The organism is Paenibacillus sp. FW126-R14 (assembly GCF_058789495.1).
In genome coordinates, this window is the sequence record NZ_JBYTBS010000007.1 from 1 (window position 1) to 20,315 (window position 20,315).

The window sequence follows — 20,315 nt, forward strand, 5'->3', positions numbered from 1 at the left end:
TCGCGAGCAAGCTAGCGTGCAGGAGCAAGAGAGAACGCAAGAGCAGGAGAGAGTGCAGGAGCAAGAGAGGGCGCAAGAGCAGCGGAGAGTGCAGGGGCAAGAAAGAACGCAAGAGCAGCAGAGAGTGCAGGAGCAAGAGAGAACACAAGAGCAGCAGGGAGTGCAGAAGCAAGAGGGTACGCAAGAGCAGCAGAGAGTGCAGGAGCAAGCTAGTGTTCGGGATCAAGAGTTGCGCTCAACAGCTGTGCAGGATCATAATCAACGTGAAGTTTTGGGGCAAATGCATGCCCCAAGTCAAGTACAGCGTAGAAATGAACTTTCTGGCAGTTTGGGAGCAGTCTCCGATGATGTAATGGAGCGCCTTGCACAGCGTGCAGTTAAGCCATTGAGTGGACAATGGATCTCGACTTTTCCTGGGAAAGAGACCGTGTTCAGTTCTTCCAAGCTGACTCATAGAAAGTTCAGTGCCATAGAGAATGGTATAGAAGCTTCTGTGAAAATTCAAAGCAATGAGAGCGTGTTAAAGCAGCTCCTGCAAAAACAAAGACAGCAATCTTCTAATGATTCAATTGTTGGAAGTACATATATAAGACCAGAAAGGTCCGATTCCACTGCCATGACGATGCAAAAAGTACGCATGTTGCGGGGGGAAAGGGAAAGTAATCATCAGAAGCTATCGGGAACAAGCAGCAATGCAACCAGCCCACAACCGGATTCTCTTAACGAGAAGCATTCCGTTCGTAGAAGGCAGCTTTCAAGTGAAACGACTCCAGTAGTTAGACAGATGGAAGGCTTTCGAGCCGGTGTACAAGCGAGTTCGGTTATGCAAAATGTTCAGCGAGCATATGGATCACAGTCCCCGGAGCAAGGAGCACGTTATCCAAAGAACATAAATTCTGAGGTATCTGCAAAAATAGTGGGACAAGCTGCAAACAACATAAGGAAGATAGCTGAGTCAAGTCCTTTTGAGGGGTATCGTGCTAGCCTTGCGGCAAGTACTCGGCTACAAGCAGCCGAGCGTATATTCCGTTCTCCGATGGATAGGGGAAGAGGAGACTCTGCTAGCGAACAACAGGGTGAAAGCCAAAGAGAAGTACAAGATGCCGCACCTGTGAAAAGCGCACTGCCTTCTGCTAATCTAGCTTCTGAGATATCTGCAAAAATAGTAGAGTCAAGTATCGCAAAAATAGGCTCCGTGTTTAACCGGACGGCAGGGTTGAATACCAAAGTCAGATTGAACAAGCACACGGGGAACGGACTCGAGAACGGACTCCCGGGACATCCGACTGTGGGTACACGAGCTAATTCGTTAAGCAGATTAAGTTCTCCAGGTCAGAGGGTTGAGAGGGTTTTTCGCAGTCAGGCAGCCCCTCGGGGATTAGGGGAAAACGAACTAACAGGTGGAACTGGTGAAATAGCACAAGCAGTACAGGCAGTGCAAGCAGCGCAGGCGGCACAGGCAGAGCAAGCGGCACAGGCAGCGCAAGCAGCGCAAGCGGCACAAGCAGAGCAAGCAGCACAGGCGGCACAAGCAGTGCAGGCGGCACAAGCAGTGCAAGCAGCACAGGCAGAGCAAGCAGCGCAAGCAGCGCAAGCGGCACAAGCAGCGCAAGCGGTGCAAGCGGTGCAGGCAGCACAAGCAGCACAAGCAGAGCAAGCAGCACAGGCGGCACGAGCAGCGCAAGCAGAGCAAGCGGCGCAAGCAGTGCAAGCGGTACAAGCAGAGCAAGCAGCACAGGCGGCGCAGGCTGCACAAGCAGCACAGGCGGCGCAAGCTGCACAAGCAGCACAGGCGGCGCAAGCTGCACAAGCAGCGCAAGCGGTACAAGCAGTGCAAGCAGTGCAAGCGGCACAAGCAGAGCAGGCGGCGCAAGCAGCGCAAACTGTACAAGCAGAGCAAGCGGTACAAGCAGCGCAAGCGGTACAAGCAGAGCAAGCAGTGCAAGCGGCACAAGCAGAGCAGGCGGCACAAGCAGCACAAGCAGTGCAAGCGGCACAAGCAGAGCAGGCGGCACAAGCAGCACAAGCAGCACAACCAGCACAACCAGCCACATCGAGTCAGCATTCCAGAAGCGGTCAGCTGGCAGAAGATGTGGGCGAAAGAATAGCGGGTAATCGGACTCGCAGCTCCCTGTTTTTGGGTGATTTTGCTGCTGAGATCGCTTCGAAAATAACGAAGAACAGTTTGAAAAGCATGGGGCCGAGTCTTGCTCCAGCAGCAGCCGAGATAGCTTGGCTTAGGAGTCAGCAAGCGGGTTCGATTTTACGGAAGCCGTATCAAGGATCTGCCGTGCAAGCCGTTTGGCGAGCAAGGGAGAGGGACATATCGACGGACAAAGTAACGCCGCCTGGAGACGTAAGCCGTACCACGTCCATCGAGGCAGGATCAGGCTCAGTGATGAGTGAGCGTGGAGTTTCCGGGAGTTCTCAGCGTGCGTCTTTTGAAGTTGTTAGAGGAACGATTAGCCAGGGACCAACTGCTGCTCCACTTGTTAGAAGGACGGTTGGTTCTGCTAATTCTCCACGTAATGAGCCGGTTGGGCATATCGTCGGACAGGCAAGTTTGGGAAGTCTCAATTTAATAGGCAGAACTAATCCGAACGAGATTCGCAGATCAATAGAAGCTGAGGCACGAGCGAAGCTTCAAGTTCAGGCAGGGAGCGCCATGCAATCACGGAAGCAGCCTGCCGTGGAAGTTAGGCGCATGGCGCAAGTGGAGCGTGTTCAGCGGCAAACTGCTGCCGCTGAGAGCGAACGCGCGCAACGCGCGAGGACGGGTTCGGGGAATCAGGGGGAAGCCACTAGCTTCCTGTCTGATTCAACGGAACGAACCCTTAGGGCTAGCCTGAGCGCGCTGGAAGAAGCGAGCGCTCAGGCGGAGCAGCCCGCTGCCGCTTCGCGGGCAGCGGCAAGTGCAGACGCGCGTATCACGCGCGCGTCTATGGCTCGCCAGCCCGCCAGCATGACACCGCGTGTCATGCCGCTGCTGGCGAGCAGCGCAGGAGCGCGCTTCGCCGCTCCTGCAGCAGGCGCTGCGGCTTCGCCTGCCGCAGCTGTACACCTCCTGCCCGCCCAAGGGACGGGCAGTTTCACGCAGGCGGCTGCCATCGGCAGAGCCGCCGCCGTAACGGCTGGCGCGCAGCGCAGCGCCAGCCTGAACCACAGCAGCAGCGCCAGCCTGGCTGCTGCAAGCGGTGCCGCGCTGCCCGCAAGGGTGCAGCGGCAGTTCACAGCCGCCGGTGAGCCGATCACCGGCGGACAGCGCCAGGGCGCGCAGCAAGCAGGCGCGCCAACCACCCTGCTGCCACGCATAGGCAGCAGATCCGCATCCGCGAGGCAGGAACACCTGGCCTCGCAGCCTCCGGCGCTGGAGCATAAGCATGCTCCAGCAGCAGAAGAGCCGCACAGCGCGTTAGCGCAAGCGCCGCTGGAGATGGACTGGCTGCGCGCCAAAGCAAGCGCAGACCAGGCCCAAACCCCGGCAGCGCCCGTTCCGCAAGCGGCGCCGGAGCTGAGCAGCGAACAGCTGCAGGAGCTGATGAAGCAGCTGCCGCAGCTGGATGTCGCCAAGATCGCAGACAAGGTGTTCCGCGAGATCGAGAAAAGAATGAAATTCGAGCGGCAGCGCCGTGGATTGTGATGTTTAGAATTGTGATTTTAGAACTGTGATTTTTATACTCTGATTTTATAACCGTGACTTTTATACATGCAAAAGAAAGGACTGACACCTGTGGCACTCAAGAAAGCCATGATCATCGTAGACAAGGGAAACAGCAAAGAGAATGTGCAAGTTTTGTTCAATCCGGGTGAATATACCCTCGATACGACCAACAGCTATTCTTGGAAAACCGTGCCGGGTCTGTCCATGCCAATCGGTCAGTTCGTGAGCGGAGGAACGACGACGCTTGCGATGGATTTATATTTTGATACGTACGAAAAAGGGACGGACGTCCGTGAGCATACGAAGAAAATCTCCGGTCTTCTGGATGTGGAGAAGGAACTGCATGCGCCTCCGATTTGCCGCTTTGTGTGGGGCTCCCTGGACTTCAAGGGCGTCGTCGAGAAGGTGAACCAGCAGTTCACCATGTTTCTCGATACCGGTGTGCCGGTTCGCGCCAAACTGAAAGTTACGTTCCGCTCGTGGCACAGCAAGAAAGAGCAGCTTCAGACGATTCCCCGCCACTCTGCGGATCGGACGAAACAAAAGATGCTGAAGCAAGGGGAACAGCTCTGGATGATTGCGGCTCATGAATATGAAGATCCAAGCTTATGGCGGGAGATTGCCAAAGCCAATCAGATCGATAACCCGCTTAAGGTCGTAACGGGACGCCGCATTGCTGTCCCTAGATTGGACTAATGCGATGGCAACTTTAAGCTTAGAATCCAGCTCTTTTACCTATGATGATTTGGCCAAAAAGTATAAAGAGTTTTTCTCTCCGGCGTATTTAATTAGCGTAGATGGAGCGAAGCTCACGGATAATATAGCGATTTCCACGATCCGCGTGGAAACGTCCATAGAGGGGACGGCAGACTCCTTCTCGTTTCGGATCACGAACGCTTACGATGTGACGAAGAATGATTTTCAATGGCTGAGCGACTTAGCCTTGGGGAAGCCGATTGACATCAGCCTTGGCTATGTAGATAAATTTACTCCGGTATTTTCAGGCTTTATTACGTCCGTTGTCGTTGATTTTCCCGAGGACGGAGCTCCGGGGCTCATTGTGCGGGGCATGGATCTTTCGTATTTGATGATGAAAGGGACGAAATCCCGTTCGTGGAACAAAAAGAAATATAGTGATATTGTCCAGGAAATTGCCAAAACTTACGGCGCCCAAGTGCACGTCGATGCGACGACGACGGAATATCCGGCTATTTCGCAAAGCCAGATTAATGACTATCATTTTATTCAAAATCTAGCGAATTTGGTTAACTATGATTTCTTTGTAGTGGGCAAGCATTTGTATTTTCGCAAGCCTCTAACGGAGATGACGCCGGTACTGACGCTGGAAATGGGCAAAACTTTGCGCAGCTTGACGATCGATATGAACCTGGCTGAGCAAATCACCGGCGTCAAGGTGAGAGCCTGGGACAATAAGGAACTTAAAGTCATCGAAGGCGAGTCGGCCGTTATTTCGAAGCTGGGCGGGAATTCCAAGACAGGCAAGGATATACTCGCTGCCAAAGGGGATTTCGTGGAACATGTTTACACCAATGTCACTTCTCTCGAAGAGGCCAAAACCTATGCAACGGCGATTTTGAATCGACATGCGATGAAGCTGATCAGCGGTTCCGGGGAATGTATCGGGATTCCTGAAATTCGGGCTGGACGGTATATCAAGCTTGACGGCGTAGGCAAAAAATTTAATCAGCCTTATTATGTGACCGGCGCAACGCATCTGATTGATGATGAAGGCTACACGACGCGCTTTCAGTTAGGAGGGAATGCGGTATAATGTTCAAACTTCCCGATATCACCCTAGGCGGTGTGTCCAATTTCGCCTCTCAGAAAATCGGCGGTGTCATGGTCGCGGTTGTGACGAACAATAACGATCCCGATAAATTGGGGCGAGTGAAGCTGAAGCTGCCGCTGCAGGAAACGGAAACTGAAACGGATTGGGTGCGCATTGCGACGATGATGGGCGGCAAGGAGATGGGCAGTCTTTTTATCCCTGAAGTGAATGATGAAGTGCTGGTCGCTTTCCATCTGGGGGAGCTTCGCCAGCCTTTCGTGATCGGCATGCTGTGGAATCCCAAGAACAAGCCGCCGACGCCGGCCGACAAAAACGATCTGCGGGTAATCAAATCGCGTTCAGGCCATGAGTTGTCGTTCAACGATAAGAGCGGTGACGAGAGCATCACGATCAAAACCAAAAAGGGCCAAATTATCGAGCTGAAGGATAAAGACGACAGTATTTCAATTGCGGATCAAAGCGGAAATAATAAAATTTTGATCAAAGGCGGATCGGCCAATGAGATTTCCGTCGTCAGCCAAACCTCGAAGATTACCCTGAATGCCAAAGGCGATGTCGCGATTGAAAGCTCGAAAGAAATCAAAATTAAATCAACGCAAATCAACATAGAAGCGTCTGCGACGATGGCGCTCAAGGCAGGGGCCACTCTGGATTTGAAATCCGACGGCATCATTAACATTAAAGGCAGTTTGGTCAAAATTAACTAACGGGGGAGCGTGTCCGGGTGTCGGAAGCATTTTTGGGGCGAGGCTGGAAATTCCCGATTCAGGTTGACCCTGCAACAGGGCGAATTCGGATGTCCGAGTATGAAGAAGACATCGCGGAGGCGATCCGCGTTATTTTGGGCACTACACAGGGAGAGCGGGTCATGCGTCCGAGCTTCGGCTGCGGCGTGCAGGAGTTTATTTTTGGCTTAACGGACGATACGTCGCTGCATTTGCTCGAAAGCAATATTAAAGAGGCGATCCGGAACTGGGAGCCGAGGGTTCATGAGGTGGACGTGAAAGCCGTGCCGGAGGCGGACGATCCGGGGAAAGTGATGATTCGCATTTCTTACCTGGTGCGTACGACCAACAACTTGTTTAACCAAGTGTATCCTTTTTACTTATATGAAGGTTCCAAATAGAAAGAGGCAGCGGAAACGATGACGATACGTGCAAGAGAGGAGGTGAAGCTGAGCGATGCAGCCTCCCAAAATTGATCCCCGAGAAATACCCGATCTCATCGCGCAGATGAGGCAAATGGCGCCGTACTATACGCCGGAATGGCGGTTTACGCCTGAGAACCCGGACCCGGGTTCGGCATTGTTCCTCATGTTTGCGGATATGTTTCACGACAATATCAAGCGTTTGAACCGGGTTCCGACGAAAAATCTTATTTCGTTCCTCAATATGTTCGATATTACGCTGCTTCCGGCAAGGCCGGCCAGCAGTTATCTGACTTTTGCCCTGAACGAAGGCACGAAGGAGCCGGTGTTTATATTGGCCGGCACACAGGTTGCGGCTGCAGCCGAAGGCGGCAATTTGTTGTATGAAACCGCGCGCAGCACGCTGTTGACGCCTGCCCTGATCACGGATGCTTACGTGACGAGCCGTAAACAGGACAAGATTATTCGCATTGCGGAGCCATTTTTGACGGCTTCCAGGCAAGGTTTGGCGGCCCCGACGGCGCTTTTCGGCTTGCAGGGCGATAATTTGCAGGAGCATGCTATTTTCTTAGAACACAGCGCTCTCTTCACCTTGAATAATACGGCGCGTATCGAAGTCGAATTCCGCAACTCCAAAAGGCGATTCGAAGAGCTGGCCATGTCCAGTCAACTGGCAGACCCGCAGCTAACCGAGTGGCTGTATGCTACTGCGGACGGTTGGATGGCTTTTGACCAAGTAGAGGCCAAGGGCAACCGAGTCATTTTGTCGAAAGATCAGGAAGAGGAGCTAGCCGAGAGGGAAGTTGGCGGTAGGGCGGGACGCTGGATTCAGTGCCGTTTAAAGCCTCTTCTGAGCGGCGGGAAAACGCTGGCGGATAGCCGGATGTCCATGGATCATATTGCGTTCAAAACGGATTATGCCGACAGTTTGGGAAGGGGCGGCATTCGGCCGGATCTTATGTTTTACAATGATATTGCTGCGGATCCTGACGGTTTTTATCCATTTGGCGATCAGTTTGCCCTCTATGGCTCTTTCTATATCGGGAGTCAGGAAGTGTTCACGAAAAAGGACGGCGACATTCAGCTGAGCTTTGGGCTTTCGGCGGTTCAGAACCGTTTTGGCGCGGAATTGACGGAAAATATCGATTGGAAAATGGTCATGAAAAAATCCAAGTTCGATAAACCGCCCGTCGTCCATGTTACGGTGCTGCAGGTCGCTTGGGAGTATTGGAACGGGACAACCTGGGTGCGTCTTGAGGCGGGAAAAGAAGCGGAGAAGCTGTTTTATTACCCGCAGGAGCAGAAAGTGCGCAAAGACATCCGTTTCCGCTGTCCGCTTGATCTCGAAGCTACTTATGTGAACGGCAACGAAAACCACTGGATTAGAGCGCGAATTCTGCATATCGAAAATGCGTATGTGGCGCAGGCGGTTTATTTATCCCCATGGATGGATGACGTCTCGCTGACATATGCGTATGAGGATCGCCTCTATCCTGCCGAGCGTTGTTTGGCGCTGAATAATACGGTGTTTGAGGATCGAACCCGGCACAGCAGGCAGCTGGAGGGCGGTTTTGAGCCGTTTCAGCCGCTGGAGGGCAGCCATCCGGCACTGCACTTATGTTTCGATTCGCCGCCTGTAAAAGGCCCTATTTCCCTCTACGTTTCGGTGAAGCAGCAGCGTTTCGCCGAGCAGGATTTGCCTCTGCTGGAATGGGAGTATTTGCGTGCCGGCTTAATGCCGGGACATCCGTCCGAATGGGCGCCGCTTAAGGTGATCGATGAAACGAACGGCTTGACGCAGAGCGGTTCTGTGCAGTTCGTCGGCCCTGCCGATTTTGCCGGAGAGTCGTTGTTTGGCAAAGATGGCTTCTGGATTCGCGCTGTAAACCGCGACGATAAGTATGATGAGACAATGCGGCGGATTCAGGTTCCTATCGTGCATGGGCTCTACATGAACACGGTTCAAGTCCTCCAGCAGGAGACAATTATCGGGGAAGTGCCTGAAGCCAAAGGACTGGAAGAAACCGAATACCAACTGAGCCGAAACGGTATTGTGTCTGAGGAAGTATGGGTCGACGAAACGGAGTTTGTGACCGAAGAGGAGATCGCCGAATACGAGAGAGCCGGGATGCCGCTGATGGACATTAGCCGGGATTCGGAAGGCAACCTGCTTCAGCTGTGGGTTCGGTGGACCCCCGTTCGCCACATGACGGATTCGGGCAGCCGGGACCGGCATTATATGATAGACCGTACGTTTGGCCGCATTCGTGTAGGCGACGGCGTTCATGGCATGCACCCGCCCAAGGGCGGATTGGAGCAGCTGAAAGTGACGTATCAGGTCACTGCGGGACAAATCGGCAATGTAGGCGCACGGGAAATTAATCAGATGCAGGATTCGATCGCATTCGTTGGCGAGGTGTACAACCCGGAGCCGGCCTCGGGCGGCTGCGAAGCCGAGAAGCTGGAGTCGGCCTTGCAGCGCGGACCCGAAATGCTGAAGCACCGGGACCGTGCGGTATCGGCCAAAGATTATGAATGGCTCGCCCGCGAAGCGTATCCGAACATCGCCAAAGTCAGCTGCATCGCAAACCGGAACGTTTATATGCAAAAGGAGATCGGCGCGATGACACTCGTCATTTTGCCGAAGGAAGGTCAGCAGGGAAGCCTTGCGTTTCCTGTACTGAAAAAACAAGTCGAGCGTTACATTATCGAGCGAGCATCGAGTCTCGTTGCTTTCCCGGAGCGGCTGCACGTCATCGAGCCGGTGTATATGGAAATATCCGTTGCGGCGATCGTGGCGGTTGAAGGCATGGATGCTGTCGTCGCGACGGAAATACAGGCGGTGGAGAAGCTGACTCGCTTCCTGGATCCGCTGACCGGAAATTTCGACGGCAAGGGCTGGGCAATCGGCCAGCAGATTCATCCTTCGGTTTTTTATGCGCTGCTCAAAACGATTCGAACGATCAGCCATGTGGAGAAGCTCTACATGACGGTCTATAAGTTGGAGGACGGGGAGCGTGTCGAACTGGATGTGAATCGCCTGCCGGCACTTCCGCACGGCATTATTGTGAGCGGAAAGCACAAGGTGGTCGTGAACGCTTTGTAATTATTATTGAAGGAGGTGAGCACAAGTGCTGCCCATTCCCAATTTGGATGACCGCATGTTTGAACAGATGGTGCTGGAAGCGCGGAAGTCGATTCCGAAGCTTTTTCCCGAGTGGACGGATGAAAATGAGCATGACCCGGGGATTACGCTGCTGGAGCTGATGTCATGGATGACCGAGATGCAGCAGTATTATTTGAACAGGGTTACGGAGAAGAACGAGCGGAAGTTTTTGAAGCTGCTCGGCATTCGTCCGCGTGAAGCGGTGTCGGCTGTTTGCGATGTGGCCTTTGCTAACGTGCAGCAGCAGCTTGTGCTCCCTAAGGGGACGCCGCTGCAAGCGATGGATCAGCGTTTCGAGACGCTGCGCACGGTGCAGCTTGTTTCTTCAACGCTGGAAAAGGTTCTGGTGCGCACGGAAACTGCCGCCGGCGATTTCACTTCGAATAATCAGGCGAAAATCGCTTATTACGCGTTTGGGGCAGAGGCGAGTAAAGGCGCACATCTGTATCTCGGATTTGATCGGGCGCTGCCGGTGGAAACGGAGGTTTCGCTGTCCTTTCAGCTGTATGACCGTTATCCGGTCCGCGTAAGTCATCAAAAAGATGCAGCCACACCGATTATTTCGTCCGCTAAGGTAGGATGGTCGTTCGCCGGTGCGGGAGAAGACCAGGGGCAAGGACAGTCTGGCCAAAGGGAAAGCTGGCTGCCTGTTGAAGGGGTTATCGACACGACGGTACATTTGTCGCAGAGCGGAGAAGTGCGCTTCCGCATCACTTCGGAGATGAAGCCGATGGCGCTGTATCCTGCGGATGACCGCAGCCGCTACTGGATCTGCTGTACACTGGAGGAGGACGGCTACGAGCTGTCGCCCAAAATTGAGAAGGTGAGTCTGAACAGCGTCCGTGCGGCGGAGCAGGAAACGTTTAGCGAGGTAACGGCTTTCAACGCTTCCGGCGAACCGGATCAGAGCTTCGAGGTTAGCACGTATCTTGCTTATAACGGTCTGCACACGGTGCAGGTGCAGGACGAGCAAGGGCGCTGGCGCGATTGGCACATTGTAGCCGAGCTGGAGGACTACGGACCGGACGATCTCGTCTGCCTGCTGCTGCAGGATTCGGTCCGGCGCACGACCCGTCTGCGCTTCGGCGACGGGGTGAACGGCAGCATCCCGCCGCAAGGCGCGAAGCGGGTGCGGCTCATTGCCTATACGGCCGAGTTCGACTACGGCCGTTATGTCGGGGGCAGCAAAGGTCTGCCCGGGCAGACCTTTGAGCTCGCGCGCGGCCGGACGTTCAAGCCCGGCAGCATGCTGCTGCAGGTCGGACGCCTGCAGCGCGGGTCGCACAGCGTCGTCTGGGACGACTGGCAGTCCGTGGATGACTTCGATAATTCGAAGTCCACGGACAGGCATTACGTCTACGACGCTGAAGCTGGAACGATCCGCTTCGGCAATAACGAAGCAGGGCTTGTCCCGCCGAAGTCGGTGGAACCGAACATTCGGTTCCTGGCTTTGCAGGCGGGCGGGGGCGAGCGGGGCAACGTGAAGGACGGCCTCGTGACCGGCTTCACGGAGGAGCCCGGCGTGAGCGTGACGAATCCGTTCCCGGCGCGGGGCGGCCTGGAAGCGGAGACGCTCACGCAGGCCAAGCTGCGCGTGCGGCGCGAGCTCGATATGCCGACGCGGGCGGTGACCGGCGATGACTACGAGCGCATCGCGAAGGCGACGCCGGGTCTGCGCGTCGCGCGGGTGAAGGCTATTCCGCTGTATAAGCCGGGCATGCGGGATTATCCCAAAGTCAAAGCGCCGGCGCAGATGACCGTCGCGGTCGTGCCTTACAGCGAGAGTGATAAGCCGAAGGCGAGCAAGGGGTTTTTGCAAACGATCAAGGGGCATTTGGATCGGCACCGCCTTTTGACGACAGAGCTCCATGTGATTCCGGCGGAATATATTAAAATCACCGTGCATGCCGTGGTGGTCATGGAGCCGAAGTACAAAAACGAACAGCGCCGCATCAACCAAGAGTTAAGACTGCTGCTTCAGCCAATGGATCATGGGCAGGGCTCGGAGGGCTGGCGCTTCGGCCGAACGGTGTACAAGGGCGATATATACGGCGTTATTTCCAGGGTTAAAGGCGTGGTTTATGTGCAGGATCTTTGGCTGGACGCCGAAGGCACAGGCTTTCACAAGGATGGCGCCGGCGATATCCACATACCTCCTTATGCGTTGGTGTATTCCGGCAATCACGAGGTGGAGACGATTAGTCAGACCGATTTGTAGATATGACCAAAGAAAAGAGGTGACGAACGATGCAGGATGGGCAAACATTTTTTTCGCTGAATAAACCGCTTGATTGGGAGCAAGGCTGCGAAGCCAACATCGATATGAAAGAAACGGGCCTTTCGATCCGGCAGACCGAGAAGTACAGCATTCATCGCATCGTTCGCACAGACGAGTTGGAGGGCATTCACCCGATTCACGAGATGACGGTCGGTGCCGGGCGGAAACTGATTTTGCTGGACGAGGCTGCGAATGTGTGGATTTATGACGAGCAAAGCCGTCATCTGGAGTCGTTGTTTCGGCATGGGCACGGGCTGTTTAGCCACCTGGCGAAGCTGGCTTCCATGTCGGATCTGCTGGTCATTGCAGACAGCGAGCGGTCGACGGAGCGCAGAATTGCTGTGTACTCCCTCTCAAACGGACAGACGATGTGGGCGGTCGGCGACTGGAAGGGGCTGGAGCTCTATCCGCTTTCCGTCAATTCAAAGCTAGCAAGCAAACAAACGTTTTATACGACGGTTCCGTTGGATATTGCGGTTGGTATGAATGGAAGTCCGCAGGTCCCCAAGGGCGGCAGGATTGGCATCCTCCAGTGGAACTCCGCGGGTGAGGTCGTGCGCGTCTATGAGCATGACATCCACCGAATGGAAGAAGCGGTCGATGTTTCTGCGCTGCATGGGCGGTATTTCACCGCTGCGGCAGATGGCACTTTGGCGCTGCTGGATACGCAGCTCAGAACGATCACCGTGTTCCATGAGGACGGCCGGGAGACGCTGCATTTTAAGCTGGAGCAGGAAGGACGCTTTGCTGGCATTTCCATTGATACGAATCATAATCTCTATATAGGGGACAGCGGATACGCGCAGCAAGAAGGGGTGACCGAGCGGTTTATTCTCAAATATCGCGGAAACGGCGAGTTTTTCGATAAAGTTGCGAATTTCCGGGGACGGACGGATGCGCTGGTGCACGATAGCCGGAACCGATTGTATGTGTTTGACCGGATGGGCGGTCAGATTAGCTTGCTCGACCTTCGGGACCGGACGATGCTCCTAGAGGGGACCCAATTGCCGGAGGCGGTCTATTTTTCGGGCGATCTGGATACGACGGAAACGGAAACGCAGTGGCATAAAATCCGCCTGGAAGCCGACATTCCGGAGGAGACGCAGGTTCGCTTTTCCTATTTTGCCTCGGATGAAAGCGAAGGGTTGATTGCCGGCGACTATGTAAACTATACAAGCTACATGACCGATCCGGAGATTGGCGTGCGGGAAAAGCTGGCGGCTACGCGCGATTTATGGTCCGAGCCGATCCTTAATCCCAAAGATGCGCTGTTGAATGCCAAGGGCCGTTACCTCTGGTTCAAAATGGAGCTGATCGGCAGCGAGCAAAAGTCGCCTTTCATTAGAAAGCTGCGGGTTTATTATCCAAGGACATCCTTGATTGATTATTTGCCGCCGATGTATCAGCAGGATGAGGAGCACAGCCCGTTTCTGGAGCGGTTTTTGGCGATGTTCAGCACGTTCTTTGATGATATGGAGGATAAAATCGACCATATTTCCGCCAATTTCGACCCGGATGCGGTATCGGGAACGTATCTGGAATGGCTGGGCAGGTGGCTGGCGATCACGGATCATGAGGCATGGGGCGAGAAGAAGCTGAGAGAGCTGATGAAGCAGGCGCCTGAGCTGTATAAATTGCGCGGCACTCGCGAGGGCTTAATCAATATGCTGAAGATTTATACGGGTTCTGAACCGTTTTTGCTTGAATATTTCCAATTTAAGCAGATGCAGGAGACGTCGGAGCTGCGGCAGCTTTTTGCCCAATTGTACGGGGATAATCCTTACTGCTTTTGCATTATGCTGAAGCCCGAAGTGGTGCGGACTGATGCACAGCGCCTGACGATTGAACAGATTATCGAAGACCAAAAACCCGCCTACACCGAAGGCAAATTGATCGTTCTGCAGCCGTGGATGTACGCGGATATGCATACGTATCTGGGCATTAATACTTACTTATCTGAGCCTACGTTATTGACGCTCGACCAGCGTTCCTCGATGCCTTACAATACGGTGCTGATCGATGTGGATCGCGATAAACGGATGGATATACATACCCGGTTGGAACTGGATTCAGAAATCGAATAAACGAAATGAGCCTTGGAAGGTGAGGGGATACTTATGAAAAAAACACGCTATTACCCGTTTGAGCGCAACCGGTATTTCTATGGAAAGCTGCTGACGGTCAGAGATTTTGAGTCCGAGCAAAAATATTTCAATGACAAGCGCAGAATGATGAACCGTCTCCTGCACGGGTCCGGTGTGCTTACAGGTCTGCAGGTTGTCGCCGTCGACGAGAAGTCGGTTTCTGTGGAAATGGGTGCTGCGATCGATGCGCTGGGGCGGGAAATTGTCGTGCCTTCACCGATGACATTGAAGCTTTCGATGATGGACGGGTTCAGCAACAACGAGTACGCGAAGAACGTATACCTCTGCATTGCTTATGATGAAAAGGAAAAAGAGCCCGTTCACGCCGTAGCCAATTCCTCCGTTCGCTCGGATGAAATTAATGATTATAACCGCGTGCTGGAAAGCTACCGGCTCTTTATCCGTGAGGATGCGCCGGACCCTGCCAAGCTGCCTTTGGCGAATTTGACCGACCAAACGGTTGTACTCTACCAAGATGCGCATGTGCGCGTGCTTCAGACAACGCCTCGGTATGTTAATCCGGGTCAGCTGTTTGAGATGAAGCTGCGTTTTGAGAAGACGTTGAAGGCCGGAAGGCTTTCCTTCCAATATGAAATGGCGGCGGAACGCGTAGAGGCGATAGAAGGTAATTCGATTGTGTTCGAAGAGCCGCAGGATGGCCAAGAGAGCGAATATGAAATGAAGGTGCTGCTGCGGGCGGACAGCAGCGTGGGCGTGAAGGCGACAGTCGGCGTGCAGACGAGCACGGCTGTTTTGAAGCTGGACGACAAGCAGCTGGAACTGCATGCGCAGGCTTTCGGCGAGATTCAAATTATCGGCGATGCCGTGCGGGAACGCTTGATGACGGATTTTGTGAAGCAATCGTTGGAAGCTTCTTTGGAGGCACCGTCTGAGCCTTGTATTTACTTGGCCAAAATCTGCCTGATCCAGGTGGGGCCGACCTATGTGATTGAGAGTGTCGAGCAGGTGCCGTTCGATGAATATGTGTACAATTCCTCGGTCATGTACAGACTTGCTCAAACGAGCGAGTACAGTGATGAGACATCCGGGCAGTTTGTGACGAAGTCCAAAGTGAAAACATTGGCTCCGGGGCAGCCTCCCGAGTTCAAGGTTAGTTACAATAAAGCGATTAGCGAGCTTTCTTTTGATTTGGGAATTCCGGCCGGCGGGGGAAGCGGCATTGCCGGCATCATGAGCGGTGTCGTGACCATACCTGTGGAGCCGTTCACGAAGATTTCGGTGTCGCCGTTTGGGAAGGCAACCAAAAGCTTTTTCTCCGGCGAGATTGCGCACGGACTCGGCGAGGGCAACGTGCTGATCATCACGAGCCTGGAAGAGAGCGGCGGCGATGCCTTCTCCGACATGCTGTCCAGCGGGGAGCGGGTATATGGCGGAGCTTCCGATGTGTTCAAGGGCACCGAGTTTGAGCCTGATGCGCCGGAAGTGAAGATCGGCACCATCGCCTATCCGCAGAAGGGCACTTTCCGGATCGGCGTGAAGGTGCAGCAGACGTCCGAGCCGTCGGATGTGCGCGTGCGCTGGTGGGCGTACAGCGCTGAGATGGCGAGCGCGGCTTCGGGCTCCGCAGGTGGCGGCTCGCTGGACGAAGCGCTGTCTGCGCTGCGGGAAGCGGCTTCGGCCGGGAGCGACGCGGAGTAGCTGCTCTCAGGCGGAGCTGGCTCAGAGGCCAGGCTGGAGCTGATGGCGTTCCTGTTAATGGGAACAAATAGTCCGCTATTTGCCGCAAAAGCCGTGATTTGGCCAATCAAAGGGAACTCTGATCCGCTATATTTCAGGTTTGCAGCAGTTTGGAGGCCGGTTAGGGCAAGTAAGACCCTGTAGGCTCCCTTATGAACCTGAAGCGGCTCATGGAGTCCAAATAGCGTCCTCTAGTTCCCCTTTATGCTGGGAATATATAAGGAAGGGTTGTCTCGAAGGTCTGAAAAGACCTGAGTGGCAGCTCTTTTTTTGTTCGTAGATAAGTATAAGTTTTATACTTTTGCTTCGCATCTACCTTGACAAACGCTCTCGTCCTAAAAGGACGACGAAGTCGGTTATCCTTGAGATGTATTCGCGCAGTTTTTGCCCTCGCTAACGGACTGAGAAGCTCTTATTCGATGGAAAAGAACCTCTTCGCACATGTAACGGACACCTGCGCTGTTACTTGCTCACTAGGAGACTGATTTCTCTCCGGAATTGGCAAATAAGGACGCTAGTGTCCGCCAGCAGAGAGACATGACGCTTATCGTTAATATAACGGCCGTTGTGTCCGAAACGCGACGAGACATAGGACTCTTTTAACCGAAACGGGGTAAGACAAAGAGATTGTTTTAGACCAAGACTTGGCCGCGGGCTACGTTTACATCCTTACATATAGGGTCCCCCAACTATCCAATTAATAATTAAGAATGAAAACGATGATAGTGAGCATATTAAGGGCAGCTTATTTTCGGAGGTGCTATGAGTCCAATGCAGATGAAAAAGAAGCTTGCCACTGCAGGAATCGTGATAACTGTAGGCGTTTTGACGATTCTCTCCACGGGTTGTGCGAATAAAGCAAAAGATCAGGTCAAGCAGCAAAGTGTTCAAATGCAGCAAAACCAGCATAATCAACATAACCAGGTCAGGCCTCTGGCAACTACGGCTGCGGATAATCGCATTCAAATCGCCAAACAGGCGTCGGATCAGATTGTTAAGTTAAACGGCGTGAAGCAAGCCAATGTGCTTGTGACAGGAAATAATGCGTATGTTGCTGCCGTAACAAATGCCAATCAAGGTCAGATTACGGCTGACATGGAACATCAAATCGCCCAGCAAGTCAAAGCGACAGATCCCAATATTCAAAAAGTATATGTTTCCACCAATCCGGAATTTGTGGACCGCGTGAACAAATACGTAACCGATGTACGGGCAGGCCATCCAATCAGCGGATTCTTCCAGGAATTTACGGAGACGGTGAGACGCGTTTTTCCAAACGCACGTTAATAGCAGAAACACGAAAGAAGCCGCTCGGGATGGAGCGGCTTCTTCTACGTTCAAAATGCCGGTTCAACGCAAGGATTCTTTGAAGGTTCCAGAAACAGAAGCCACCTTAGTGGCAGGGTTAACGCGGCGTCTTCCGCCAAACGTAAAAAAGAACACAATCAAAATCACCAATTGCAAAGCCGCGAGCACAAGGCTAATATTGCTGAAAATAGAGCCTACAGCATAGTGGTACAGCGGATTCCAGCCTGAAATATGGCTGACACTTCCAAGGTCAACGGCTTTGCTGTAGATCCCGATCGCGATGCCTTGCGCAATGAAGTTGACCATGGCGAGCATGCCCATGCCGACGCCTGCTTGTTCCGGCTGCAGCGTTCTCGACACGGAGTTGGAAACGGCGATGACCAGGAAGGACTGTCCCACGTTGCCCAGAATGAGAAAAGCGGCGATGAGCAGCGGAGATCCGCCGGTGAACGTGGAGAGCAGCATAAAGCAGCTGACCAGTAGGCCGGCAGCCAAATAAGCGACAAAGGCGTTGCCTCTGGCATCCGCGAGCTTACCGCCTTTGCGCCCGAATATAGCCGCCGCAGCAGCTGCAGGGACCATCATCAAGCCGATCCAAAGGGAAGGCAGCTTCTGAACGTCGGCTAACAGCAGCGGGCTGAGCACATACAGCGAGCAGCAGGTGCCGTTAACGAGGAAGGAGATGGTCAACCCGAGCGTATACTTCGTATTGCGAAACAGCTTCGGGGCAATAAACGGCTCCTTCGCCTTGCTGATTCGGGCAATGAATAAGCCTAAAGCGAGCAGGGCGCCAAGGAACAGCCACAACCCGTTCGAAACGCTCATCAAAAGCAAGGCAATCGTGACGGCCAACAGCATGCCGCCAAGCCAGTCGAAGGTGCCCGCGGTCCCGGGCTGTTCTTCTTTCAAATAGTTGCGGTAGAGAGGAAGAACCGTCAAAACAAGCAGAGGCACAGCAAACAGCCATCGCCAATGAACGGTGCTTACGATTAAAGCCGCGACAACAGGGCCAAGGGCATTGCCGAAAGCAAGACCTACAGCGGTCATGCCCAGCGCAGCTCCTCTGCGTTCGGGAGCGAAATAGCGCATAGGGATGATCATCGAAATTGCGGGAATGACCGCAGCTCCTGCAGCTTGCAAACATCTGCCCGTGAGGGCCATGGCGAACGTTTGCGAAGTCAGCCCGATGAGAGACCCGGCAGCGAATACGAGCAGACCGAAAGTGACGATGCTTTTAAGCGTGTAGCGGTCTGCCAGCTTCCCATAGGTGACGGAGCCAATCGCGTAGATCAGAATGTAAGCGGAGGAGAGCCAGCTCACTTGCGAAAGGCTAAGGGAAAACTGCATGCTGATCTTAGGTAGCGCGATGTTGAACATCACACCGGTCATCATGGAAATGGTCAGTGTGAACATCAAAACACGCATTAATTTATGATGGCCGTTTTGCTGAGGCTGGGCGTCAGCCCCGGCTGAATTCGGCATTGCGTTCATCATGCGCTAATCACTTCCTTTTTTAGTCTGACTGTCAGTACTGACTGACATATAGGGAGTAAAAAAACTAGGGCTGCAGCGCCCTAGCAAAAATTTTAACGCTCTCTAGCACAAATGGCTCTAAAGCGATGCTGGAGTAATTCGTACGGCTGTCGAGATCGTTAATGAACGCCCCGAATTGCATCATCATAAAGGAGAAGGCGTGAAGCTCCGGGTTGTCGGGAATCATTTTGCCCTTCTCTGCCATAGTCGTGAAATAATCGGTTAGAAATTCCAATAACTGCTGGGGATGCTTTTGCGTGCGCTCGCGGAACCCGGGCAGCTGCCCGTCGTCTTTGAGCGAGATCTGAATCATTTTCCGGTTGCGGTTCATGATCTCATGATACGTTCTGCTAACGAGAAGCAGGTCTTGCTCAAGATCCCATACCAGCTTCTCGGCAAACAGCTTCTTCATTTCTTCGGCGTAGTGATAGCGGTCAAAAGCAGCTTCAAGCAGCTTCTGCTTGCTGCCGAAATGGCGGAATAAAGTTTTCTCGCTGAGGCCTGCCGCGGTGGCGATTTCGAAGGTGGTTACTCCGTTATAGCCTTTCTCCGCGATTAAATGAAGTGCAGATAACAGCAGTTTATCGCTGCTGCCAAGCTTGCTGCCGGTAGCGTCCATGGCAATCCCTCTTCCGAATCAATGTCAGTGCTCACTGACATCATCATAAACCCCATACAAATGAAAGTCAACCAAAGAATCCGATCAGCAAGATACCCATTGTTATTAAAATAGAGCACATGATCCGCAGCTTGCCTTGCTTTTCTTTGAGGATGACAATGCCAAGGATGGTAGCAAATACGGTTCCGATTTCCCGGATCGGCGAGATATGGGCGACAGGCGCATATTTCATGGCGAAAAGAAACAATAAATACGATCCGGGATTGAGGATAGCTCCGAGCAAAATAATGCGGCTGTTCAGCTTCCATTCCATGCGCAGCTGCTTGGAAGCGATGACGATGGGCGTCAGCGCCGCAACGAACCCGATATTCGTCACTTCGAGCAAGGAGATGGCCGAAATATGCTGGAGATTCAATTTATCGACGAAGACATAGCAGGTCGTGCATAAGCCTACGCAAAGGGCCATCAGGAACGGTTTGATGGATGCGGTTGAGGCTGCTTTTTTGCCGGTGAAGATGCCGCTAAGAGAAACGAAGCCGACGACCATGCAGAGAAGCCCGAGCCAGCCGTATACGGATAAGGATTCCCTCAGGAACACAACGCCGACAATAGGAATGAATAAAGTGCTGGTGCCCCGCATAATCGGATAGATTTGCGACAGATCCCCCATATTGTAGGTGCGTGATAACAGTAGAGCGTAGACGCTCTGCAAAGCCGCAGACAACAATAGAAGTCCGTAAGAAGCCAAGGATAAGGGATGAAGCCATAATTCTCTAATCAGAAAAGGAAGCAGGATCACGGTGGTGACCATGATAATCGACCACAGGAAAACGCTTTTGTTGCGGCTGCTTTTGGTGAATAAGCTCCAAATGGCATGGGTTAAGCCGGAAGCTAGGACAAGTAAGATTGAAACGATAACCAAGCCATCATCTCCAAACAAAATGAGTTCAA

Annotated in this window: 14 protein-coding genes and 1 pseudogene; 11 read left to right on the plus strand and 4 right to left on the minus strand. The window is 53.3% G+C overall.

The features are described from left to right. A pseudogene (locus AC3WRW_RS06725) lies at positions 1–353 on the plus strand (hypothetical protein); the annotation flags it as partial. A 948-nt stretch (positions 354–1,301) separates the two neighbouring features. On the opposite strand, the gene AC3WRW_RS06730 reads toward AC3WRW_RS06725, so the two are convergent. Then, entirely contained in the window at positions 1,302–2,054 is a 753-nt protein-coding gene (locus AC3WRW_RS06730) for a hypothetical protein (protein WP_492545573.1), read from the minus strand. 38 nt (positions 2,055–2,092) lie between these two features. Between AC3WRW_RS06730 and AC3WRW_RS06735 the strand changes: the two genes are divergently transcribed. The 10 genes from AC3WRW_RS06735 (at position 2,093) to AC3WRW_RS06780 (ending at position 17,191) form a co-directional block, all read left to right on the plus strand. Beyond that, a complete protein-coding gene (locus AC3WRW_RS06735; RefSeq protein WP_492545574.1) occupies positions 2,093–3,640 on the plus strand; it encodes a hypothetical protein in 1,548 nt (515 codons plus the stop codon). Positions 3,641–3,730: 90 nt separating this feature from the next. After that, positions 3,731–4,357 carry a CIS tube protein gene (locus AC3WRW_RS06740; protein ID WP_492545575.1) on the plus strand — a complete coding sequence of 209 codons (627 nt, stop codon included), beginning with the start codon at positions 3,731–3,733 and terminating at the stop codon, positions 4,355–4,357. A 4-nt stretch (positions 4,358–4,361) separates the two neighbouring features. After that, positions 4,362–5,453, plus strand: coding sequence for a phage late control D family protein (locus tag AC3WRW_RS06745; protein ID WP_492545576.1), 1,092 nt, complete (start codon positions 4,362–4,364; stop codon positions 5,451–5,453). Then, positions 5,453–6,178: a phage baseplate assembly protein V gene (locus tag AC3WRW_RS06750; RefSeq protein ID WP_492545577.1), complete on the plus strand. Its 726-nt coding sequence runs from the start codon at positions 5,453–5,455 to the stop codon at positions 6,176–6,178. The genes AC3WRW_RS06745 and AC3WRW_RS06750 overlap by 1 nt, the downstream gene beginning before the upstream one ends. Before the next feature lie 17 nt (positions 6,179–6,195). After that, positions 6,196–6,597, plus strand: coding sequence for a GPW/gp25 family protein (locus AC3WRW_RS06755; RefSeq protein WP_167065973.1), 402 nt, complete (start codon positions 6,196–6,198; stop codon positions 6,595–6,597). 55 nt (positions 6,598–6,652) lie between these two features. Continuing rightward, positions 6,653–9,724 carry a baseplate J/gp47 family protein gene (locus AC3WRW_RS06760; protein ID WP_492545578.1) on the plus strand — a complete coding sequence of 1,024 codons (3,072 nt, stop codon included), beginning with the start codon at positions 6,653–6,655 and terminating at the stop codon, positions 9,722–9,724. Between the two features lie 25 nt (positions 9,725–9,749). Further along, complete coding sequence (locus AC3WRW_RS06765; RefSeq protein ID WP_492545579.1) at positions 9,750–12,002, plus strand: putative baseplate assembly protein; 2,253 nt, start codon at positions 9,750–9,752, stop codon at positions 12,000–12,002. A gap of 29 nt (positions 12,003–12,031) precedes the next feature. Next, positions 12,032–14,146: a phage tail protein gene (locus AC3WRW_RS06770; RefSeq protein ID WP_492545580.1), complete on the plus strand. Its 2,115-nt coding sequence runs from the start codon at positions 12,032–12,034 to the stop codon at positions 14,144–14,146. 33 nt (positions 14,147–14,179) lie between these two features. Continuing rightward, on the plus strand, positions 14,180–15,865 hold the full coding sequence (locus AC3WRW_RS06775) for a hypothetical protein (protein ID WP_492545581.1): 1,686 nt from the start codon (positions 14,180–14,182) through the stop codon (positions 15,863–15,865). 801 nt (positions 15,866–16,666) lie between these two features. Beyond that, positions 16,667–17,191: a YhcN/YlaJ family sporulation lipoprotein gene (locus AC3WRW_RS06780; RefSeq protein WP_492545582.1), complete on the plus strand. Its 525-nt coding sequence runs from the start codon at positions 16,667–16,669 to the stop codon at positions 17,189–17,191. Between the two features lie 63 nt (positions 17,192–17,254). Here the strand turns inward: AC3WRW_RS06780 and AC3WRW_RS06785 are convergent, their stop codons facing one another. The 3 genes from AC3WRW_RS06785 to AC3WRW_RS06795 all read right to left on the minus strand — a co-directional run bounded on the left by AC3WRW_RS06785 (position 17,255) and on the right by AC3WRW_RS06795 (position 20,286). After that, positions 17,255–18,703, minus strand: a complete 1,449-nt coding sequence (locus AC3WRW_RS06785) for an MFS transporter (RefSeq protein ID WP_492545728.1) — start codon at positions 18,701–18,703, stop codon at positions 17,255–17,257. A 67-nt stretch (positions 18,704–18,770) separates the two neighbouring features. After that, on the minus strand, positions 18,771–19,364 hold the full coding sequence (locus tag AC3WRW_RS06790) for a TetR/AcrR family transcriptional regulator (RefSeq protein ID WP_492545583.1): 594 nt from the start codon (positions 19,362–19,364) through the stop codon (positions 18,771–18,773). A gap of 67 nt (positions 19,365–19,431) precedes the next feature. Further along, complete coding sequence (locus tag AC3WRW_RS06795) at positions 19,432–20,286, minus strand: DMT family transporter (protein WP_492545584.1); 855 nt, start codon at positions 20,284–20,286, stop codon at positions 19,432–19,434. Positions 20,287–20,315 lie beyond the last annotated feature (29 nt).

Excerpts from the sequence above, each read along its gene's own strand:
- AC3WRW_RS06760 (WP_492545578.1), top strand. The coding sequence starts at position 6,653 with ATGCAGCCTCCCAAAATTGATCCCCGAGAAATACCCGATCTCATCGCG.
- AC3WRW_RS06780 (WP_492545582.1), top strand. The coding sequence starts at position 16,667 with ATGAGTCCAATGCAGATGAAAAAGAAGCTTGCCACTGCAGGAATCGTG.
- AC3WRW_RS06730 (WP_492545573.1), bottom strand. The coding sequence starts at position 2,054 with ATGTGGCTGGTTGTGCTGGTTGTGCTGCTTGTGCTGCTTGTGCCGCCT.
- AC3WRW_RS06750 (WP_492545577.1), top strand. The coding sequence starts at position 5,453 with ATGTTCAAACTTCCCGATATCACCCTAGGCGGTGTGTCCAATTTCGCC.
- AC3WRW_RS06775 (WP_492545581.1), top strand. The coding sequence starts at position 14,180 with ATGAAAAAAACACGCTATTACCCGTTTGAGCGCAACCGGTATTTCTAT.
- AC3WRW_RS06790 (WP_492545583.1), bottom strand. The coding sequence starts at position 19,364 with ATGGACGCTACCGGCAGCAAGCTTGGCAGCAGCGATAAACTGCTGTTA.
- AC3WRW_RS06745 (WP_492545576.1), top strand. The coding sequence starts at position 4,362 with ATGGCAACTTTAAGCTTAGAATCCAGCTCTTTTACCTATGATGATTTG.
- AC3WRW_RS06785 (WP_492545728.1), bottom strand. The coding sequence starts at position 18,703 with ATGAACGCAATGCCGAATTCAGCCGGGGCTGACGCCCAGCCTCAGCAA.
- AC3WRW_RS06770 (WP_492545580.1), top strand. The coding sequence starts at position 12,032 with ATGCAGGATGGGCAAACATTTTTTTCGCTGAATAAACCGCTTGATTGG.